This is a genomic window from Tunturiibacter lichenicola (genome assembly GCF_051013355.1).
Taxonomy (GTDB): Bacteria; Acidobacteriota; Terriglobia; order Terriglobales; family Acidobacteriaceae; genus Edaphobacter; species Edaphobacter lichenicola_F.
Genome location: NZ_CP132944.1, coordinates 1,178,942 through 1,194,762, shown reverse-complemented (window position 1 = coordinate 1,194,762; position 15,821 = coordinate 1,178,942). Strand labels below are relative to the sequence as shown.

Genomic DNA, 15,821 nt, shown 5'->3' with positions numbered 1-15,821 from the left:
ATGCAAAATCCTTTCACCACCACTGAAAGCGAACCCGTCGCGCCAGACATTCTCAAAGACGAGATGATCTCCCGCATCGCACCCGGTCGCGAAGAGCGCATCTTCCTTCTGCTCTCCATCTTCATCGGTGTCATCTCCGGCCTTCTCGTCGTCTCCTTCCGCATGGCCATCGAATGGCTCAGCGTTCTTCTCCTCGGCTCCTCGCCAAACCCACATCAACCCCGTCTCCTCTTCATCCCCGCCGCCGCCGGCCTCGTCATCGCGCTCCTCGCCCGCTACATCTTCCCGAATGTCCGAGGCAGCGGCATCAACCAGACGAAAGCCGCGCTCTACATCCACAACGGCTACATCTCCTTCCGCACCGTCATCGGCAAATTCCTCCTCTCCGCCCTGGCCATCGGCAGTGGTCACTCCCTCGGCCCCGAAGACCCATCCCTCCAGATCGGTGCCGGAGTCGCCTCACTCATCAGCCGCCGCTTCGGCATGTCGAAAGAGAAGCTCCGCATCTTCGCTCCCATCGGAGCCGCCGCAGGCCTCGCCGCCGCATTCAACGCCCCCATCTCTGCCATCCTCTTCGTCATCGAAGAGGTCATCGGCCAATGGAGCGCCGCCGTCCTCGGCTCCATCGTCCTCTCCGCCATCTCCAGTGTCGTCGTCGCCCGCTCCTTCTGGGGAGCGCAGCCGATGTTCCGCATTCCCGTCGTCGACCTCCGCGACTCGCGCGAACTTCTCGCCTACGCGGCCCTCGGCGTCTTCGGCGGCTTCGCCTCTCTCCTCTTCGCAAAATCTCTCAGCTACCTCCGCCCCAAACTCCGCAGCCAGCCCCAGTGGTCGCAGCTTCTCCAGCCCGCAGCCGCAGGTCTGATCGTCGGAGCCATCGGCTACTTCGGTCTCACTCAGGTTATGGGCGCAGGTTACGAGGCCATCGATCAGGCCATGCACTCCCAGTTCACCTGGCGCATGCTTCTCATCCTCGCCCTCTTCAAAATCATCGCCACCACGCTCTCCTTCTCCAGCGGAACGCCCGGTGGCATGTTTGCCCCCACGCTCTTCATCGGAGCCATGCTAGGCGCAGCAGTCGGCACCTTCGAAAAGATCTACTTCCCCCACCTCACCGGCACGATTGGCTCGTATGCGCTAGTCGGTATGGGAGTCCTCTTCGCCGCATTCCTGCGCGCTCCGCTCACCTCCGTCTTCATGGTGCTCGAGGTCAGCGGCAATTACTCCATCGTTCTTCCCGTCATCCTCGCGAACACCATCGCCTACCTCATCTCCCGCATCCTCCAGCCCGTCCCCATCCTCGAGCAGTTCACCCACCGGGACGGCCTCTATCTCCCCTCCATGGAGGAGCTCCGCGAAGAGAGCAACCTCCACCTCGAAGACGCCATCCAGCCCGTCACCGTCCCGATCCTGCAAGGCAGCGACACCATCGCCAACACATTGCAGTCGCTCGCACAATTCGAAGACCCACAATCCATCCCGGTCTTCCTCATCCAGTGCCACGATGGCCTCTGGTACGCAGCAAGAAGGGAAGAGCTGGAATCCCTGTCATCGATAGGCATCCCGAATTCACAAGAAGCGCAGGCTAACACCAGCGACGCACCAACCGCCCCGTGGGAGATGACACTAGCCGAACACCTTGGCCACGAACGCACCCCCGTACTGTTCCCCGACCTTCCACTTGCAAGCGCCCTGCCCCACTTTCAACGCTGGCCACTACTCCCTATCACCAACCGAGCAATGCGCGGCTCCCTCGAAGGCGCACTCTCCCTCCAAGACGTCCTCACCCGCTATCAAAAACATTAATTTGCAACAATTTAGTTACAAATTACTTCCAACCTTTTATGGCGAGAGAAAATTCTGTCATTCTGACCCTGAGTTTGTCGAAAGGGAAGAACTCCCACATTCGTTCGAAGCATCACAAGAGAAGGGCGGCCCATTCTGCTGGCCGATCTGCTGATCGGGTGGCCCATCCTTTGCAGTCTCATCGCAAAGGGTGGGTTATTCGCGCCACGCGCGAACCCTCTCCTATCCTAGCCATACATCCCACTCAGAAAAAGACACTACCGAGCAGCCAACTCCCCCTCCAACTGATCGCGCAACTTCGGCTCCAAATTTCCCCCACTCAAAATCACCGCTACCTTCTTCACTTTCGGCAACTCCTCCGCATGAAACAGCGCCGCCGCCAACGTCACCGCCCCGCTCGGCTCCGGCACCAGCTTCGTCGCGCTCAGCATCACGAGCATCGCAGCAAGAATCTCCTCTTCTGACACCGTCACAATCCCATCGACAAACTTCATCACATGCGCAAAGTTCAATACCCCCATACTCTGCGTCCGCAATCCATCCCCAATCGTCCGAGTCGTATCAGCCGCCGGCCACTCCACCAGCGTCTTCGAATAAAAGCTCTCCTTCGCATCCGCCGCGAGCTCAGGCTCCGCGCCCCACACCTGCACTCCCGCACCAACCAGCCCAGCCTGTGCCGCCAGCTTCACCGAAGTAGCCGTCCCACTTAGCAACCCACCTCCGCTCACCGGTGAAATCACCAGCTCCACTCCTGGCAGTTGCTCGACGATCTCCAACCCACACGTCGCCTGACCAGCAATAATCTGCGGCGCATCATACGGCGGAATCATCGCATACCCAAACTTCACCACCAACTCCTCCGCCTTCATCCGTCTCTCCGACGAAGCCGGCCCCACCTCGACAATCTCCGCGCCCAGCGCCTTCGTAGCCGCCTTCTTCACCTCAGGAGCATTCCCCGGCATCACGATCACTGCCTTCGCACCCAGCGCCCTCGCAGCATACGCCACACCCTGCGCATGGTTCCCACTCGAATACGTAATCACCCCACGCTTCAACGCCTCAGGCGACAACTGCGCCACCATGTTGTACGCGCCCCGCAACTTAAAACTCCCAATCGGCTGCTCACTCTCGGCCTTGATATAGAGATCAAAGTCTGACTCCGCAAACTTACCCATCCGCAGCCGGGCTCGCTCCACGCGATAAAGCGGAGTCCTCACCGCAACCCCGGCAATCCGCTCCTTCGCCGCCCGAATCTCATCCAACGTCACAAATTGATCTGACATAGCACTCACCTCACTTGAAATGCATCGCGAGAAAATAGATTCCCAACAGCCAAAGCCCTAGCGGAATTGTCAGAGCCAAAATCTGGGGTCTTTTCAAAAGCTGTATCGGTTCTCGCCCATCTCGGATAGTCTCACGCTTCTCAAGGAAAACGGAAAGCAGAGCGAGGGACGCGGCAATCGCTAAATAAACACATTCAGATTGCCAAAATAGCCGATAAGATCCAGGAACGCCCAGGTTCATGAGTGACAGGATAACCACTATGATTTCTGCCAGGAATAGGATCTTCCACATCCATCAAGACTATCCCCAATTAGTCGAGCTCGTTGCGATCCACTGAAAAAGCCCGATAGTCCGGTGGACTTCAAATGGATTCGCGCTAAAACACCCGTCCCAATCCAAAGAACCACTTACGATGTCCGCTATCCCCGATGCTTCCGCCACCATAAAACGGTCCAAGCAGCGTCTTCACTACCACTGCAACCGAGCCATCGTATGGCAAACTTGGCGTTCCAGCCGCCGCTCCATACACCTTACCAATCTCATAAAACGCGGTGGCATAGATCGAATCACCAATCACAGGATTCAACCTCACCAGCCGGTACAGATATCCTGTCTGAAACAGAAAATAGTCGTTCCCCAACAACTCCCCGCGGCCATATGCGCTCAACCGCAACGGCCCACCCAGCGAGAATCCAGCGAGCCCTAGGTTCGTCGCTCCAAAGCTCGTCCCACCCGACGCGACCCCAAAGATAATTCCTTTCTCCCCAACAGGAGTAAAGTGCGCCATCCTCGTATCCCACTGCGAGAGCCCACCTGGATCATTTGGCCTCTCCGTCAAATACGTGAATTTGGTAAGTAGCTCCGACCCCTTCGTCGGCACCTGCACGGTATCCTGCCCTAGATATTGAAACCGCACATTGCTGACAAAGGGCTGCAGTTGAAACACCTGTTCAATCGGCTGTCCAATCCGCAGCGTCTCTCCGTACCACTGGTAGTCCTCGCCTACACGAAGCTCAGCCTTCGAGCTGAACCGATACCCAAGATCCGCTCCTAGCCCATTCTTATTCTCGGTATACTCCGACAGCTCCTGGCTCCCCGAATAAAACGAAGTAATCGTGTGCGTGTAGTACAAGCGAGGAGCGACAAAGAACCGGCTACCAACCGCCAGCGGTTTATATAACTCCCCCGTCACCCCAGCCACCTGTCCTACCGACGCATCAAGCCGCACCTCCGAGCCAGGCCCCGCCAGTCCGAAGAACGTCGCCCGTCCTCCCAATCCAAGCTGAATATCGTTTGAATCATTCGACGAGAGCGTCAGCCCGATGTGCAGGAACGGCGGCCCATAGTCTTTGATTCGAGGCCGCACCAGCAGCCCAGTCTCATTCTTCTGATCGATCAGGTTGTAGCTGATGCTCGAGTACGTTCCCGTCCCCTGCAGATCCGCAATCGTGCTCTCGATCTTCTGCGGTTCAACCGGCTTACCGATGTACTTCGTAAACTCGTTTCTAACTTCAGCCTGCTGTGTTCCCTTCAACCCATAGACATCGATAAACTGCGGCTCCGGAATAACTGTCCTTCTCCGTGCGTCTCTCTGCGCCAAATAGGCCTTCCAGTCGGCGTCGTTCACGGCATACTTCTCCAACTCCGCCGCATGCTCCTCTGCGACCTTCACACCCTGCGGAATAATCTCCTCGCTCTTCTCAAACTCGCTCGAGGTGAACTTGCTCACATCGGCCTTCAGCAGAATATTCGCGTCCTTCATGCTCTTCAGCTCGTTGGCCGCAACCATAATCTCTACGTTCCTGCCTGCCACACCCACCAGCGACTCAAGGCTCGCCTTATTCAGTGGTCCCGTATCCAGATACACCGCAATCACAATATCCGCGCCCATCGCCCGCGCCACGCTTACTGGAAGATTATTCACCGCGGCGCCATCCGAGTAGATCTGCGTTCCATGCGCTACCGGAGCGAAGACCCCTGGAATCGACATCGTCGAACGCATCGCCTGCGCCAGCGATCCATCCTTGAACACGTGTTCCTGTCCCGTCGTAAGATCGGTGGCCACACAGCGGAAGGGAATCGGCAGATCATCAAAATTCTTCAGGTCGTAGTACGGCAGCATCGTTCGATCCAGCAGCAGACCCACCGCAGAGCCGGAGTTCAACCCGCTCGGCAGACTCAACCCATGCTTCAATCCAAACTCCAGCCGATTGGGAAACGCAAGCTTGTCCTCCTTGCGTCGATAGCTCAACGCCTGAAACGGCAACTGCCCGCTCAACACTGCAGGCCAGTTGATCCCGCCCATAAACGTCGAAATCTCCTGCGCATTGTTTCCAGACGCATACAACCCACCCACCAGGCCGCCCATGCTGGTTCCAGCCACGTAATCCACCGGGATATGGTGCGCTTCCATCCACTCGATCACGCCGATATGTGCAAACCCCAGCGCCCCGCCGCCTTCAAGCACCAGCGCTACCGTGGGCCGCGACGGCGGCACGATCACTGGCTTCTGCGCCTCGCAATCCGCTGTCATCAACACTGTTAGCAATGAGGAAATTCTAAAAAAACGAGAGATCGCTCGAGTGGTGATAGCCGAGCTAAGAAAAACCATAAACTGCACCGCCCTAAGTTCGTCTCTTCATTCTATGGTGGCTTGCATTCCTTCCAACGTGGTTTCAAGCTCCCAGAATCACAAGCCTAATCACGTTTCGCTGAGTCAAGGACCTGCAGGATATACTGCGCTTACTTCGGAGATCGCATGTTCCTCGGACGCGTCTTTGTCATTGCTCTCTGTTTCTCTGTCTTCGGTTTTGCGCAATCGGTAGAACCCTCTGGCGTCGGTATCGTCACCGGCCGTGTTATCTGTGCAGACACCAATCTTCCCGCACGCAACGCCCACGTCGTCCTTCAGCCGGTCGTCGACAGATCCCATCCAGTAAAGGGGCACAACGGCGAACAGCCAGCCCAGACACGCTATGCCTTATCTGCGACATTTCTTGATGGCAGTTTTACAATTCCTGACGTGGCCCCAGGCGACTACTATATCTTCGTCGAAAAACCTGGCTATCTCTCTCCCTTTGCCTTGATCTCGCGCGAAGACCTAGATCATCCGAAACCTGAGACAGCAGATCTCATCGCCAAACTACTCACACCCGTAACGGTGGTGGCAAACCGGACCTCGACTGCAGAGGTACGCATCTTGAAGGGCGCTGCTATCTCGGGCACCATTCGCTTCGATGACGGCACTCCGGATGCAAACGCTGCCGTCGGTCTTTTGAGCAAAGACAAAAAAGGCAAGTGGGTCTCGTTTCGTACCAAATTAATTGCAGGTCCGTTTGGAGGGATGCCCACCGACGACCAAGGTCACTATCGCGTCAGCGGTCTGCCTGCGGGTGAATACCTGGTCCAAACATCACTTGCGCTCGTCAACATTCTCACGAGTCAAGTCTATAGCGAAGAAGGCGGCACAGCGAACGAAACCAAATACTCCCTTGACCTCTACTCCGGCGATAGCTTTCGCAGGCGCGATGCAACCTCCATCAAGCTCTCCGAAGGAGAAGAGTCAAGCTCAGCAGACATCACAATTCCTCTTTCAAAGCTGCACTCTGTCTCTGGCAGCCTGCTCGCAACCAAGACCGGCCACACTGTCAACGCAGGCAATGTCGCCATCGTCTATCCCGACGACGACACCCAGCTGGTATCCACCAAAATCAGCGAAGACGACGGCTCGTTCCACTTCTACTACGTCCCCGAGGGCGAATACATCTTGAAGGTCACCGACGCACGCGATGTAAGCCGAGAAGAGGTTCCTTACCCGCCAGGCACCTTTCCGCCCTTCCACATCGTGGAAAAGAAAATCCGAGAATACGACCCGCAGCAGCAGCCCCTTATCATCAACGGCGACATGAGTGGCGTTACCGCTCAGATCCAGTCCAAATCGTCTGTCAGTTCTTCGTCAAAGTCCAACTGAGAGATAAAAAAAGCGCTCCGCGAGGAGCGCTTTTCTTATCTAGAAACAATCCGTCAAATCTCCAGAATCACAGGCATAATCAAAGGCCGCCTGCTCGTGCTCTTCTGGATATACCGCTTCAGATCATTACGAATCTTCTCCTTGATCACGCCATAGTCTGCCTTCTCTTCCGCCGAAGACCCCTCCAGCGTCCGCTGCACAACGTGCCGCGCCTCGGCAATCAAGCCCTCTTCAGGAATCGCCATGCCGCGCATCACAATCTCAGGAGCATTCTCAACCAGCCCTGTGCGCTTGTTGATCTGAATGATCGGCAGCACTATCCCGTCTTCGCTCAAGTGCTTCCGATCGCGAATAACGATATCTTCCACAACATCCGTCGAGGTCCCACCTGAATCGATGCAAACCCGGCCTACCGTGATCTTGCCCGTCTTCGTAGCCGAGTCCTTATCCAGCTCCAGAACGTCGCCGTCCTCCAGCAGAATCGTCTTATCGACCACGCCCATCGACCCCGCCAGCTCTGCATGACGCTTCAGGTGGCGATAGTCTCCGTGCACCGGAATAAAGAACTTCGGACGAACGAGGTTGATCATCAACCTCAACTCCTCCTGACTCCCATGCCCGCTGACGTGGATCAGTCCAGACTGTCCATCATCATGAATCACCTTCGCATCGCGCCGCTCCAGGTGATCGATCATCCGGTAGATCGACTTCTCGTTCCCCGGAATCACTCGCGAACTCAGCAGCACAGTATCCCCAGCATCGATATGCGCGAACTTATGATTATTCACGGCAGCTCGGCTCAGCGCGCTCATCGGCTCGCCCTGCGTCCCGCTGATCATGATCAGCAACTTATTCGCAGGAAAATCCCGAATCTGGCCCGGGTTGATCACCAATCCCTGCGGCAGATCCAGATACCCAAGGTCCTGCGCAATCTCGGTCGTGTTATCCAGCGACCGCCCAATAATTGCAACCTTGCGTCCATGGGTATGTGCCAACTCCATCGCCAGCCGAATCCGGTGAATTGAAGAAGAGAAGCAACTGAAGAAGAGCTTCTTCTTCGTCTGTCCAAAGATCTCGTCCAGCTTCGGTCGCACCGCACGCTCACTCGGCGTGTACCCGTTGCGGTCCACGTTGGTCGAGTCTTGCAGCAGCGCGAGCACACCCTGCTTGCCCAGCTCCGCGAACGCATGCAGATCGAACGGCTTGTTATCCGGCGGCGACAAGTCAATCTTGAAGTCGCCCGTATGCAGCACCACACCCACCGGCGTATGAATCGCCAGCGCCACGCAGTCCACCAGCGAGTGCGTCACGCGAATCGGCATGATCGAAAAAGGCCCCAGCGTCAGCCGCTTGCCGGGAATCATCTCGTTCAGATCTGCATCATCGAGCAGCCGGTGCTCTTCCAGCTTGCCCTCAACCAGCGCCAGCGTGAACTCCGTCCCATACACCGGAACATTCAGCTCAGACAGAATCCACGGCAGTCCGCCGATGTGGTCTTCATGTCCATGGGTCAAAAGGATCGCGCGAACCTTCTCGCGGTTTTCAGTCAAATAGCTGATATCCGGGACAACGATGTCCACACCCAGCAACTCTTCTTCAGGAAACATCAAACCGGCATCAATGACGACAATGTCATCCTGCCAGCGGAGGGCCATACAATTCATTCCAAACTCGCCGAGGCCCCCCAGCGGTATCATCTTCAGTTTATCTTGTGCCATCAATACTTAAGCTTACCATCGCAAGCTCAATCGTCCGTGTTTGCACCCAAACACGGCGAAGTTATTGTGGAAGCTAGGCGTCCTACCGCGCCTCCAAAACCTGAATCCCCTCCGGCCCACCGATCACCACGCGGCTAGCCATCCCCAGAAACAGTCCATGCTCCACAACTCCCAATGTTGCCTTCAACTTCTCCGCAGCCTCCATCGCATCAAACCCTACCTGCGGCAGTGCGCAGTGAGCGATGTAGTGCTGCCCATCCGTCACATAAGGTTTGCCATCATCTTTCAAACGCAGCTCAGGGGCAAAACCCAGGTCCCGCAGCCGGGTCATCGTCGTCTCGAAGCCAAACGGCACAATCTCGACCGGCAGCGCAAAGACCGACCCCAGAGTCTTCACCAGCTTTCGCGGATCCACCGCAATCAAAAGCTTCTTGCTCGCCGTTGCCACGATCTTTTCTCGCAGCAGCGCCCCGCCATGCCCTTTGATGAGGTACAGCGTCCCTTCCTGCACCTCGTCCGCGCCATCGATCGTCAGATCGAGCTTCGACAGATGGGCAAAGTCGCTCATCGGAATCTTCAACTCCAGCGCCTGCTTCTGCGAAGCCTCAGAGGTCGCAATCGCTGTAATCTTCAGACCCTCCGCAACGCGCCGCCCAACCTCTTCAATCACCAGCGCCGAAGTCGAGCCTGAGCCCAGCCCCACCTTCATTCCATCTTCAATCTGCGACGCAGCCCAAACTGCAGCTCTGCGCTTAGCATCTACGGCCGGATCGGTCTGCGAAATGTTTGTCATGCCATCTTTGATATCACGTGAAGAAAAATTCTGCACTGTATCGCCCATGGGCCACAGACGTCGGGTTAGCTACTCGGCGAACCAAAGGAAGAAGCGCCTCTGACTCGCCGAGCAGCTTCCATCTACGACTTTATGAACTCCAGCAGGTCAGCATTGATCTGGTCTGCATGCGTGGTCGGCATCCCATGCGGTAAGCCAGGGTAGGATTTCAGCGTGCCGTGCTTCAAAAGCTTGACCGACCTTGCCCCAGTAGTGGGAAAGGGGCAGATCTGATCGTCCTCCCCATGCATCACCAGCACCGGAACGTCGATCACCTTCAGATCGTCGTAGAACTCGCTTTCAGAGAGTGCCTTGACACAGTCATATTGAGCCTTGATGCCACCCATCATGCCCTGCCGCCACCAGTTTTCTCGAATCCCCTCCGAGACAACGGCGCCCGGACGTCGGGGGGATCATTGCAGGCCACCCTTCACTCGTCAATTGAAAACTGCACAGGTGATATGGGAGCCCGGCAATAAGCTGGTCATACACTCGGGTATGTTCGGAACACCAGAAACAATTAGGCGCAACGCCTGTTGGTACTAGAGCACTCATCGAAGAAAAAAATAAATATCTGGCAAGCGGCATAACGTGAGCCATCCGCAATCGCCGTCGCATCTGAGTAACGCCGCGATTAATCAAACTTCTATTAGAAAGAGATCACCATGTCCACCCCAGAACAGTACGACGCTATCGTCATCGGCAGCGGAGAAGGCGGCAAATACCTAGCGTGGCACCTAGGCTCCCAGGGCAAGAAGGTCGCCAACGTCGAAGACAAGCGCATCGGGGGAGCCTGCCCAAACATCGCTTGTCTTCCCAGCAAGAACGTCATTCACTCCGCCAAGGTCGCCTCCTTCTTCCAGCGTGGCGCAGAGTTCGGCATCGTCCACGGCAAATGGCACGTTGACATGGAAGCCGTCAGCGCCCGCCGCCAGCGCATGATCGACGGCCTCCGTGAAATGCACCTCGCCAACTACGCAAAGTCACACGCCGAGATCGTCATGGGCTTCGGCCGATTCATCGCCGACAAGACCATCGAAGTCGCCCTTAACGCCGGGGGCACCCGCACCCTCCGCTCCGACTACATCTTCCTAGACACTGGCTCCCGCGCCACCATCGACCCCATCCCCGGTCTCGCCGAATCCGCCCCTCTCACTCACATCGAAGTCCTCGAACTCACCACCCTCCCCAAACACCTCCTCATCCTCGGTGGCGGCTTCATCGGTCTCGAGTTCGCCCAGGCCATGCGCCGCTTCGGTGCCAACGTCACCATCATCGAACGCAACCCCTCTCTCGTTCATCGCGAAGACCCCGACGTGATCGAACTCGTCCAGCAACTCTTCAAGGACGAGGGCATCGACATTGTCACCAACGCCAACGTCACCCGCGTCGAAGGCACCTCCGGCAAATCCGTCATCGTTCATCTCAGTGACGGAGCCCGTCTAGAAGGCTCACACATCCTCGTAGCTACCGGCCGCATGCCCAATACACAAAACATGGGCCTCGACACCGTCGGCATCAAAACCACCCCCGCCGGCCACTTCCAGGTCAACGACCGCCTTGAAACCACCGCCCCCGGCGTCTGGGCCATCGGGGACTGCGCCGGCTCCCCCCACTTCACCCACGCCTCCTACGACGACTTCCGCATCATCCGCGACAATCTCGCAGGAGCCAATCGCAGCAAGAAAGACCGCCAAATCCCCTCCGTCACCTTCACCGACCCAGAGATCGCCCACGTCGGCCTCACCGAAAACGAAGCAAAGAAGCAGGGAACTACCTACCGCCTCGGCAAGATCCCCATGGCCGCCGCCCTTCGCAGCCGCACCCTGGACGAGACCCGTGGCTTCATGAAGGTCCTCATCGCCCCCGACGATCAGATCCTCGGCTTCACCGCCATCGGCCCCGGCACCGGCGAACTCCTCCCTGTCATCCAGCTAGCCATGACCGCAAACATGCCTTACTCAGCGGTCCACAACATTATCCTCACTCACCCCACTCTCTCAGAGGGCTTCCTCAACCTCTTCAACGCCGTCCCGAAAAAGACAGCATAGACAAAGAGCGCGCAGCGGTAGCCCGTCCCGACCAACGGGAGGGCCACAGCAGATAAGTTACCGAGAAAAGGTATACAAGCCACGAAGTGGCCGCCCCACGCGCAGTGGGCCCGTCCGGCAGGACACAAGCCTCCACAGGAGGACAAATGGAGGGTGAAAAATAAAACTAGCGCAAAATATCCTCTAACACCAAGGAAAGCTCAGTTTTCTCATCCCGATATTTAACGATCACCGGAGCCGCCAAACTCAATCCCCACTCCGCGCCCTTACCCTTAGAAACCGCCCGAGACCCAGGCACAACCACCGCCCCCTCAGGAATCACGAGCGGCATCTCCGCCGTAGCCTTATAAATCTCGCCTTTCACGAGGTCATACACCGGCGTCCCCCGCGTCAACACTGTCCCGGCCGCCAGCACAGCGCGCTTCCGCACCACAGTCCCCTCATAAACCCCAGTATTCCCGCCAATCAAACAATCATCCTCGATAATCACAGGCGAAGCATTCACCGGCTCCAACACCCCGCCAATCTGCGCCGCCGCACTCAGATGCACCCGCCGACCCACCTGCGCACAACTCCCCACCAGCGCATGCGAATCCACCATCGTCCCCTCATCCACATAAGCGCCCACATTGACGTACGCAGGCGGAATCACAGCAACACCCTTAGCGACATAAGCGCCACTCCGCACGCTCACCCCACCCGGCACCACGCGAACGCCATCCGCCACGACAAACTTCCTCACCGGAAACGTATGTTTATCAATAAAACGCAGTGTCTCCCCACCCATCTCCGTCATGGTTCCAATGCGAAACCCCAGCAGAATCCCACGCTTAACCCACGCATTCACACGCCAGCCCAGCGGCTGCGAAGCATCCGGCTCCGCAGCACGCAGCTCACCGGACTCGAGCTTTCCCCGCAACTCAAAAAAAACCGCCTCTGCCTCAGCATTCCCAGCCGCCGCCGCACCCTGCGCAAACCAATACTCAATCGCTGTTTCTAACGTCTTCAATCTTCTCTCCAATTGTTGTGTAGTTACTGATTCGGGGCACTTTTCTCATGCGTCTCTAAACGCCACACGCCATTATCGTCCCCGAAGGCGGACGTTCCACGAATCGACTTATAGATTTTGCCATCAAAGCGACAGTAGCTAAGACCAGTCTCACGCCCTGACACATGCCATCCCGTCACAAAGTCATGAAATCCGCTTACCTCTGTCGGCTGAATAGCCATTCCCCATCCGCTCAATGTGCCGAGGAATTGAACTTTCTTCCCATCAATCTGAAAGAGCCACATCCCACCGTTCGCGCCTTGGCCACCGCGCTCGCACCCCACCCCGGCAGTCGCCTTCACTACACGTGCGTTTTCCTTCAACGGCACTTCGTCGAAGGTTATTCCCTTGAGCACTTCCTCCATGCCCTCAGCATCACACCAGTCATCTCCCTTTATCTGAGTTCGCAGAAGGCTTCGGATCGAACCAATCTGGTTCCTTTGCAAGGAAGCCGTATTCGTCTTTGTTTGAAGATCTTCGAAGTGAAAACTACGCCAAAGATCTTTCTCTTGCGCGTGCAAAGAGATTGCGCAGCAAATTGCCGACGCAAATAGCCAGACTCTTAGTTGACGAGGTCTCTCTCTCCTCAAAACATCCTCAGATCTTCGCCCGTAGCTGGCACCCCTACCAGCATCCCCAACTCGCCCACCATGCGTTCCAATCTTCTCCGAGTCGCCTCGGACACCGGCACCATCGGCAACCGCAGCACATCCTCACCGCGTCCCAGCATATGCAGCACCGCCTTCACCGGAGCAGGACTCGCCTCCCAGAAGTGCGCCTGCATCAGCCGGAAGAACTGCCGATTGATCCGCCGTGCATCCACCCAATCGTTCTCGAGTGCAGCTCGCACCATCCGCGCCATCTGCCCGGGAAGTACATTGGAAGCGACGGAAATCAATCCCGCCCCACCCAAAGCCACCACCGGAAGCGCCAATCCATCATCTCCGGCAAAAACTTTAAAGCTCCGCGGTGCAGTCGTCAGCAACTCTGTAATCTGCGCGATATTCCCGCTCGACTCCTTCACCCCGATCACATTCTTCAACTCGGCCAGTCGCACCACGGTCGCAGGTTCAAGGTTCGCACCCGTCCGCGAAGGAATGTTGTAAAGCAGTACCGGCAGGGCCGTCGCCTCGGCAATCGCCTTGAAGTGCTGATACTGCCCCTCCTGCCCAGGCCGGTTGTAGTACGGATTCGCCGACAAAACGCCAGTCAATCCGTGCACCTGCGACACCTTCTCCACTCGCGCCACAACCTCCTGCGTCGAGTTGTGCGTGCACCCTGCAAACACCGGGACCCGTCCCGCTGCCGCGGCCACCACGACCTCAATCGCTCGCAGCCACTCCACCTCACTCAGCGTCGAGGCTTCACCAGTCGTCCCGCACGGCACAAGAAAATCGATTCCACTCTCGACCTGCCACGTCACCAGCGCATGCAGCGCAGGCTCATCCACACTGCCGTCCCTGCGAAAGGGAGTCACCAGCGCCGTTCCACAACCCATCAATTCCATAATGAATGCAAGTTTACCGCGTTGGGAGTGTAGATTTCATAAGCGCTCAATCTTCCTGCCCTGCAAATCAAAAGAGGCCCTGGCGATCTCTCGCCAGAGCCTCAAAATTCGCTCCGCGACAACTAACCGCGATACATCTCCGAGGGCACATGAAACTCCGGCATATGCAGTGCCGCCGCTCCATGCGCAGCCCCTGGGGGCATATCCATGCACTTCACAAACGCCGTCTGGAACTTCTCCATCTCAGCCTTCGTCCCCACCGTAACCCGCACATAATTCGGCAGTGCAGCCCACGTACGTCCCACTGCAACGTTCTCCTTCAACATCGTCGCCTGGAACTCCTTCCCCGGACGCTTCACATCCACCATGAACATATTGCCCTGCGACCCCGGAATGATCTTGTACCCATGCTTGGTCAAAAACTCCAGCGTATCCGTCCGAATGTCCGCATTGATCTTCTTCCGCAACGGCACCAGATCTTTATCCAGCAAACTTGCACGCGCAGCGGCAGCAGTCGTAATCGAGACGCTCGCCAGGCTCTGGCTTGGCCCACCCACGACGTTAAATCGCTCAAGCAGGTCCGGCCTCGCCACCGAAAAACCCGCCCGCAGACCGGCCATCCCATAGATCTTCGAGAACGTCCGCATCACGATCACATCTTTATCCTGCGCCACCAGATCGATACACGACTCATTATCGGAGAAGTGAGTGTAAGCCTCATCGATGATCACAACCGAACCCTTCGGCTTGTTATTCACCAGCCAGACAATGTCCGCCTTGGGCGTCACCGTCCCAGTCGGATTATTCGGATTCACAATGTAATACGCGCCCGGTGAAGGATGCGCCTTCAGCATCGCCTTCACGTCATACGCATAGGTCGCAGTCAACGGCACCGGATACTTCGCGGCCTTCATGATGTCAGCCGCGCGCGGCCCCTGCTCATAGCTCGGATCGCCGTAGACCAGCGGCTTATCCGGCCCAATGTTCGACATCAACGCCAGATCCAGCGGCCCGCTCGAACCGGGGTAAAGCGCTGAGTAGTCGTTCTTCAACCCAAACTGCTCATTGAAGACGGCAATCGTCTTCACGTATTCGTCCTCATGATAGCGGCCGCCCTGCGCGGCCGTGCTACATATCGCCGTTAGCGCGGACTGAGCCGGCCCCAGAGGATTTTCATTCGCGCTGATGATGACCGTATCCGGCGGGAGGTCCTGCATCCCGCGCATACGACGCTTCACAGGCTGTGCAGGTGCAGCCGCCTGCTGCATCGCAGCCAACGCTGGCAATGAAGTGGCAGCGGCCGAGGCCGCACCAAGAAGGCGCATAAACGATCTACGCGAAACGCCTTGCGTCATATCGGAGTTCATAGAGGGTTCTCCTTGAAAAGAAATTGTAGGGATGCGACACCACGACGACAGAAGGAAGACACCAACTGAAGACCGGAAGACCAGCTACAGATCTCCCGCAAAACAAGGCGCATTGCAGTAGCTATTCTTTTTGAGAACCTGAATGTGAAGACGGGCGTGGCCCGATTGAGTTCAAATGTACTGCGAATCTTTAGTGAACACCAGAGAAATTCTCTCGCCCGAAGTGGAAAAGCCGCTA

At 57.0% G+C, this 15,821-nt stretch carries 11 protein-coding genes and 1 pseudogene; 3 read left to right on the top strand and 9 right to left on the bottom strand.

Annotated features, from left to right (window positions below; genetic code table 11):
• Entirely contained in the window at window positions 1–1,806 is a 1,806-nt protein-coding gene (locus tag RBB82_RS05125) for a chloride channel protein (RefSeq protein ID WP_433974044.1), read from the top strand.
• Between the two features lie 257 nt (window positions 1,807–2,063).
• Here RBB82_RS05125 and RBB82_RS05120 read toward each other — a convergent pair whose 3' ends face one another.
• Entirely contained in the window at window positions 2,064–3,089 is a 1,026-nt protein-coding gene (locus tag RBB82_RS05120; protein WP_433974043.1) for a threonine ammonia-lyase, read from the bottom strand.
• A gap of 377 nt (window positions 3,090–3,466) precedes the next feature.
• A complete protein-coding gene (locus RBB82_RS05115; RefSeq protein ID WP_433974042.1) occupies window positions 3,467–5,623 on the bottom strand; it encodes a patatin-like phospholipase family protein in 2,157 nt (718 codons plus the stop codon).
• A gap of 225 nt (window positions 5,624–5,848) precedes the next feature.
• Between RBB82_RS05115 and RBB82_RS05110 the strand changes: the two genes are divergently transcribed.
• Window positions 5,849–7,060, top strand: coding sequence for a hypothetical protein (locus RBB82_RS05110; protein WP_433974041.1), 1,212 nt, complete (start codon window positions 5,849–5,851; stop codon window positions 7,058–7,060).
• Between the two features lie 53 nt (window positions 7,061–7,113).
• Here RBB82_RS05110 and RBB82_RS05105 read toward each other — a convergent pair whose 3' ends face one another.
• From RBB82_RS05105 to RBB82_RS05095, 3 genes and pseudogenes are all read right to left on the bottom strand, one after another.
• Window positions 7,114–8,778 carry a ribonuclease J gene (locus tag RBB82_RS05105; RefSeq protein WP_433974040.1) on the bottom strand — a complete coding sequence of 555 codons (1,665 nt, stop codon included), beginning with the start codon at window positions 8,776–8,778 and terminating at the stop codon, window positions 7,114–7,116.
• Window positions 8,779–8,860: 82 nt separating this feature from the next.
• Entirely contained in the window at window positions 8,861–9,571 is a 711-nt protein-coding gene (gene rpiA, locus RBB82_RS05100) for a ribose 5-phosphate isomerase A (protein ID WP_433974039.1), read from the bottom strand.
• A gap of 122 nt (window positions 9,572–9,693) precedes the next feature.
• Window positions 9,694–10,014 (bottom strand): annotated as a pseudogene (locus RBB82_RS05095) (alpha/beta fold hydrolase); the annotation flags it as partial.
• Between the two features lie 261 nt (window positions 10,015–10,275).
• On the opposite strand from RBB82_RS05095, the gene RBB82_RS05090 reads away from it, so the two are divergent.
• Entirely contained in the window at window positions 10,276–11,661 is a 1,386-nt protein-coding gene (locus RBB82_RS05090; protein WP_433974038.1) for a dihydrolipoyl dehydrogenase family protein, read from the top strand.
• A gap of 166 nt (window positions 11,662–11,827) precedes the next feature.
• Here RBB82_RS05090 and RBB82_RS05085 read toward each other — a convergent pair whose 3' ends face one another.
• The 4 genes from RBB82_RS05085 to RBB82_RS05070 form a co-directional block, all read right to left on the bottom strand.
• Window positions 11,828–12,670 carry a 2,3,4,5-tetrahydropyridine-2,6-dicarboxylate N-succinyltransferase gene (locus RBB82_RS05085; protein ID WP_433974037.1) on the bottom strand — a complete coding sequence of 281 codons (843 nt, stop codon included), beginning with the start codon at window positions 12,668–12,670 and terminating at the stop codon, window positions 11,828–11,830.
• Window positions 12,671–12,693: 23 nt separating this feature from the next.
• Window positions 12,694–13,065 carry a hypothetical protein gene (locus tag RBB82_RS05080; RefSeq protein WP_433974036.1) on the bottom strand — a complete coding sequence of 124 codons (372 nt, stop codon included), beginning with the start codon at window positions 13,063–13,065 and terminating at the stop codon, window positions 12,694–12,696.
• A 230-nt stretch (window positions 13,066–13,295) separates the two neighbouring features.
• On the bottom strand, window positions 13,296–14,216 hold the full coding sequence (gene dapA, locus RBB82_RS05075; RefSeq protein WP_433974035.1) for a 4-hydroxy-tetrahydrodipicolinate synthase: 921 nt from the start codon (window positions 14,214–14,216) through the stop codon (window positions 13,296–13,298).
• Between the two features lie 122 nt (window positions 14,217–14,338).
• A complete protein-coding gene (locus RBB82_RS05070; protein WP_433974034.1) occupies window positions 14,339–15,583 on the bottom strand; it encodes a pyridoxal phosphate-dependent aminotransferase in 1,245 nt (414 codons plus the stop codon).
• Window positions 15,584–15,821: the final 238 nt, after the last annotated feature.

What these genes read in the sequence shown, in the direction of transcription:
- RBB82_RS05125 (WP_433974044.1), top strand. Translation starts at nt 1, where the DNA reads ATGCAAAATCCTTTCACCACCACTGAAAGCGAACCCGTCGCGCCAGAC.
- RBB82_RS05120 (WP_433974043.1), bottom strand. Translation starts at nt 3,089, where the DNA reads ATGTCAGATCAATTTGTGACGTTGGATGAGATTCGGGCGGCGAAGGAG.
- RBB82_RS05115 (WP_433974042.1), bottom strand. Translation starts at nt 5,623, where the DNA reads ATGACAGCGGATTGCGAGGCGCAGAAGCCAGTGATCGTGCCGCCGTCG.
- RBB82_RS05110 (WP_433974041.1), top strand. Translation starts at nt 5,849, where the DNA reads ATGTTCCTCGGACGCGTCTTTGTCATTGCTCTCTGTTTCTCTGTCTTC.
- RBB82_RS05105 (WP_433974040.1), bottom strand. Translation starts at nt 8,778, where the DNA reads ATGGCACAAGATAAACTGAAGATGATACCGCTGGGGGGCCTCGGCGAG.
- rpiA (WP_433974039.1), bottom strand. Translation starts at nt 9,571, where the DNA reads ATGACAAACATTTCGCAGACCGATCCGGCCGTAGATGCTAAGCGCAGA.
- RBB82_RS05090 (WP_433974038.1), top strand. Translation starts at nt 10,276, where the DNA reads ATGTCCACCCCAGAACAGTACGACGCTATCGTCATCGGCAGCGGAGAA.
- dapA (WP_433974035.1), bottom strand. Translation starts at nt 14,216, where the DNA reads ATGGAATTGATGGGTTGTGGAACGGCGCTGGTGACTCCCTTTCGCAGG.
- RBB82_RS05070 (WP_433974034.1), bottom strand. Translation starts at nt 15,583, where the DNA reads ATGAACTCCGATATGACGCAAGGCGTTTCGCGTAGATCGTTTATGCGC.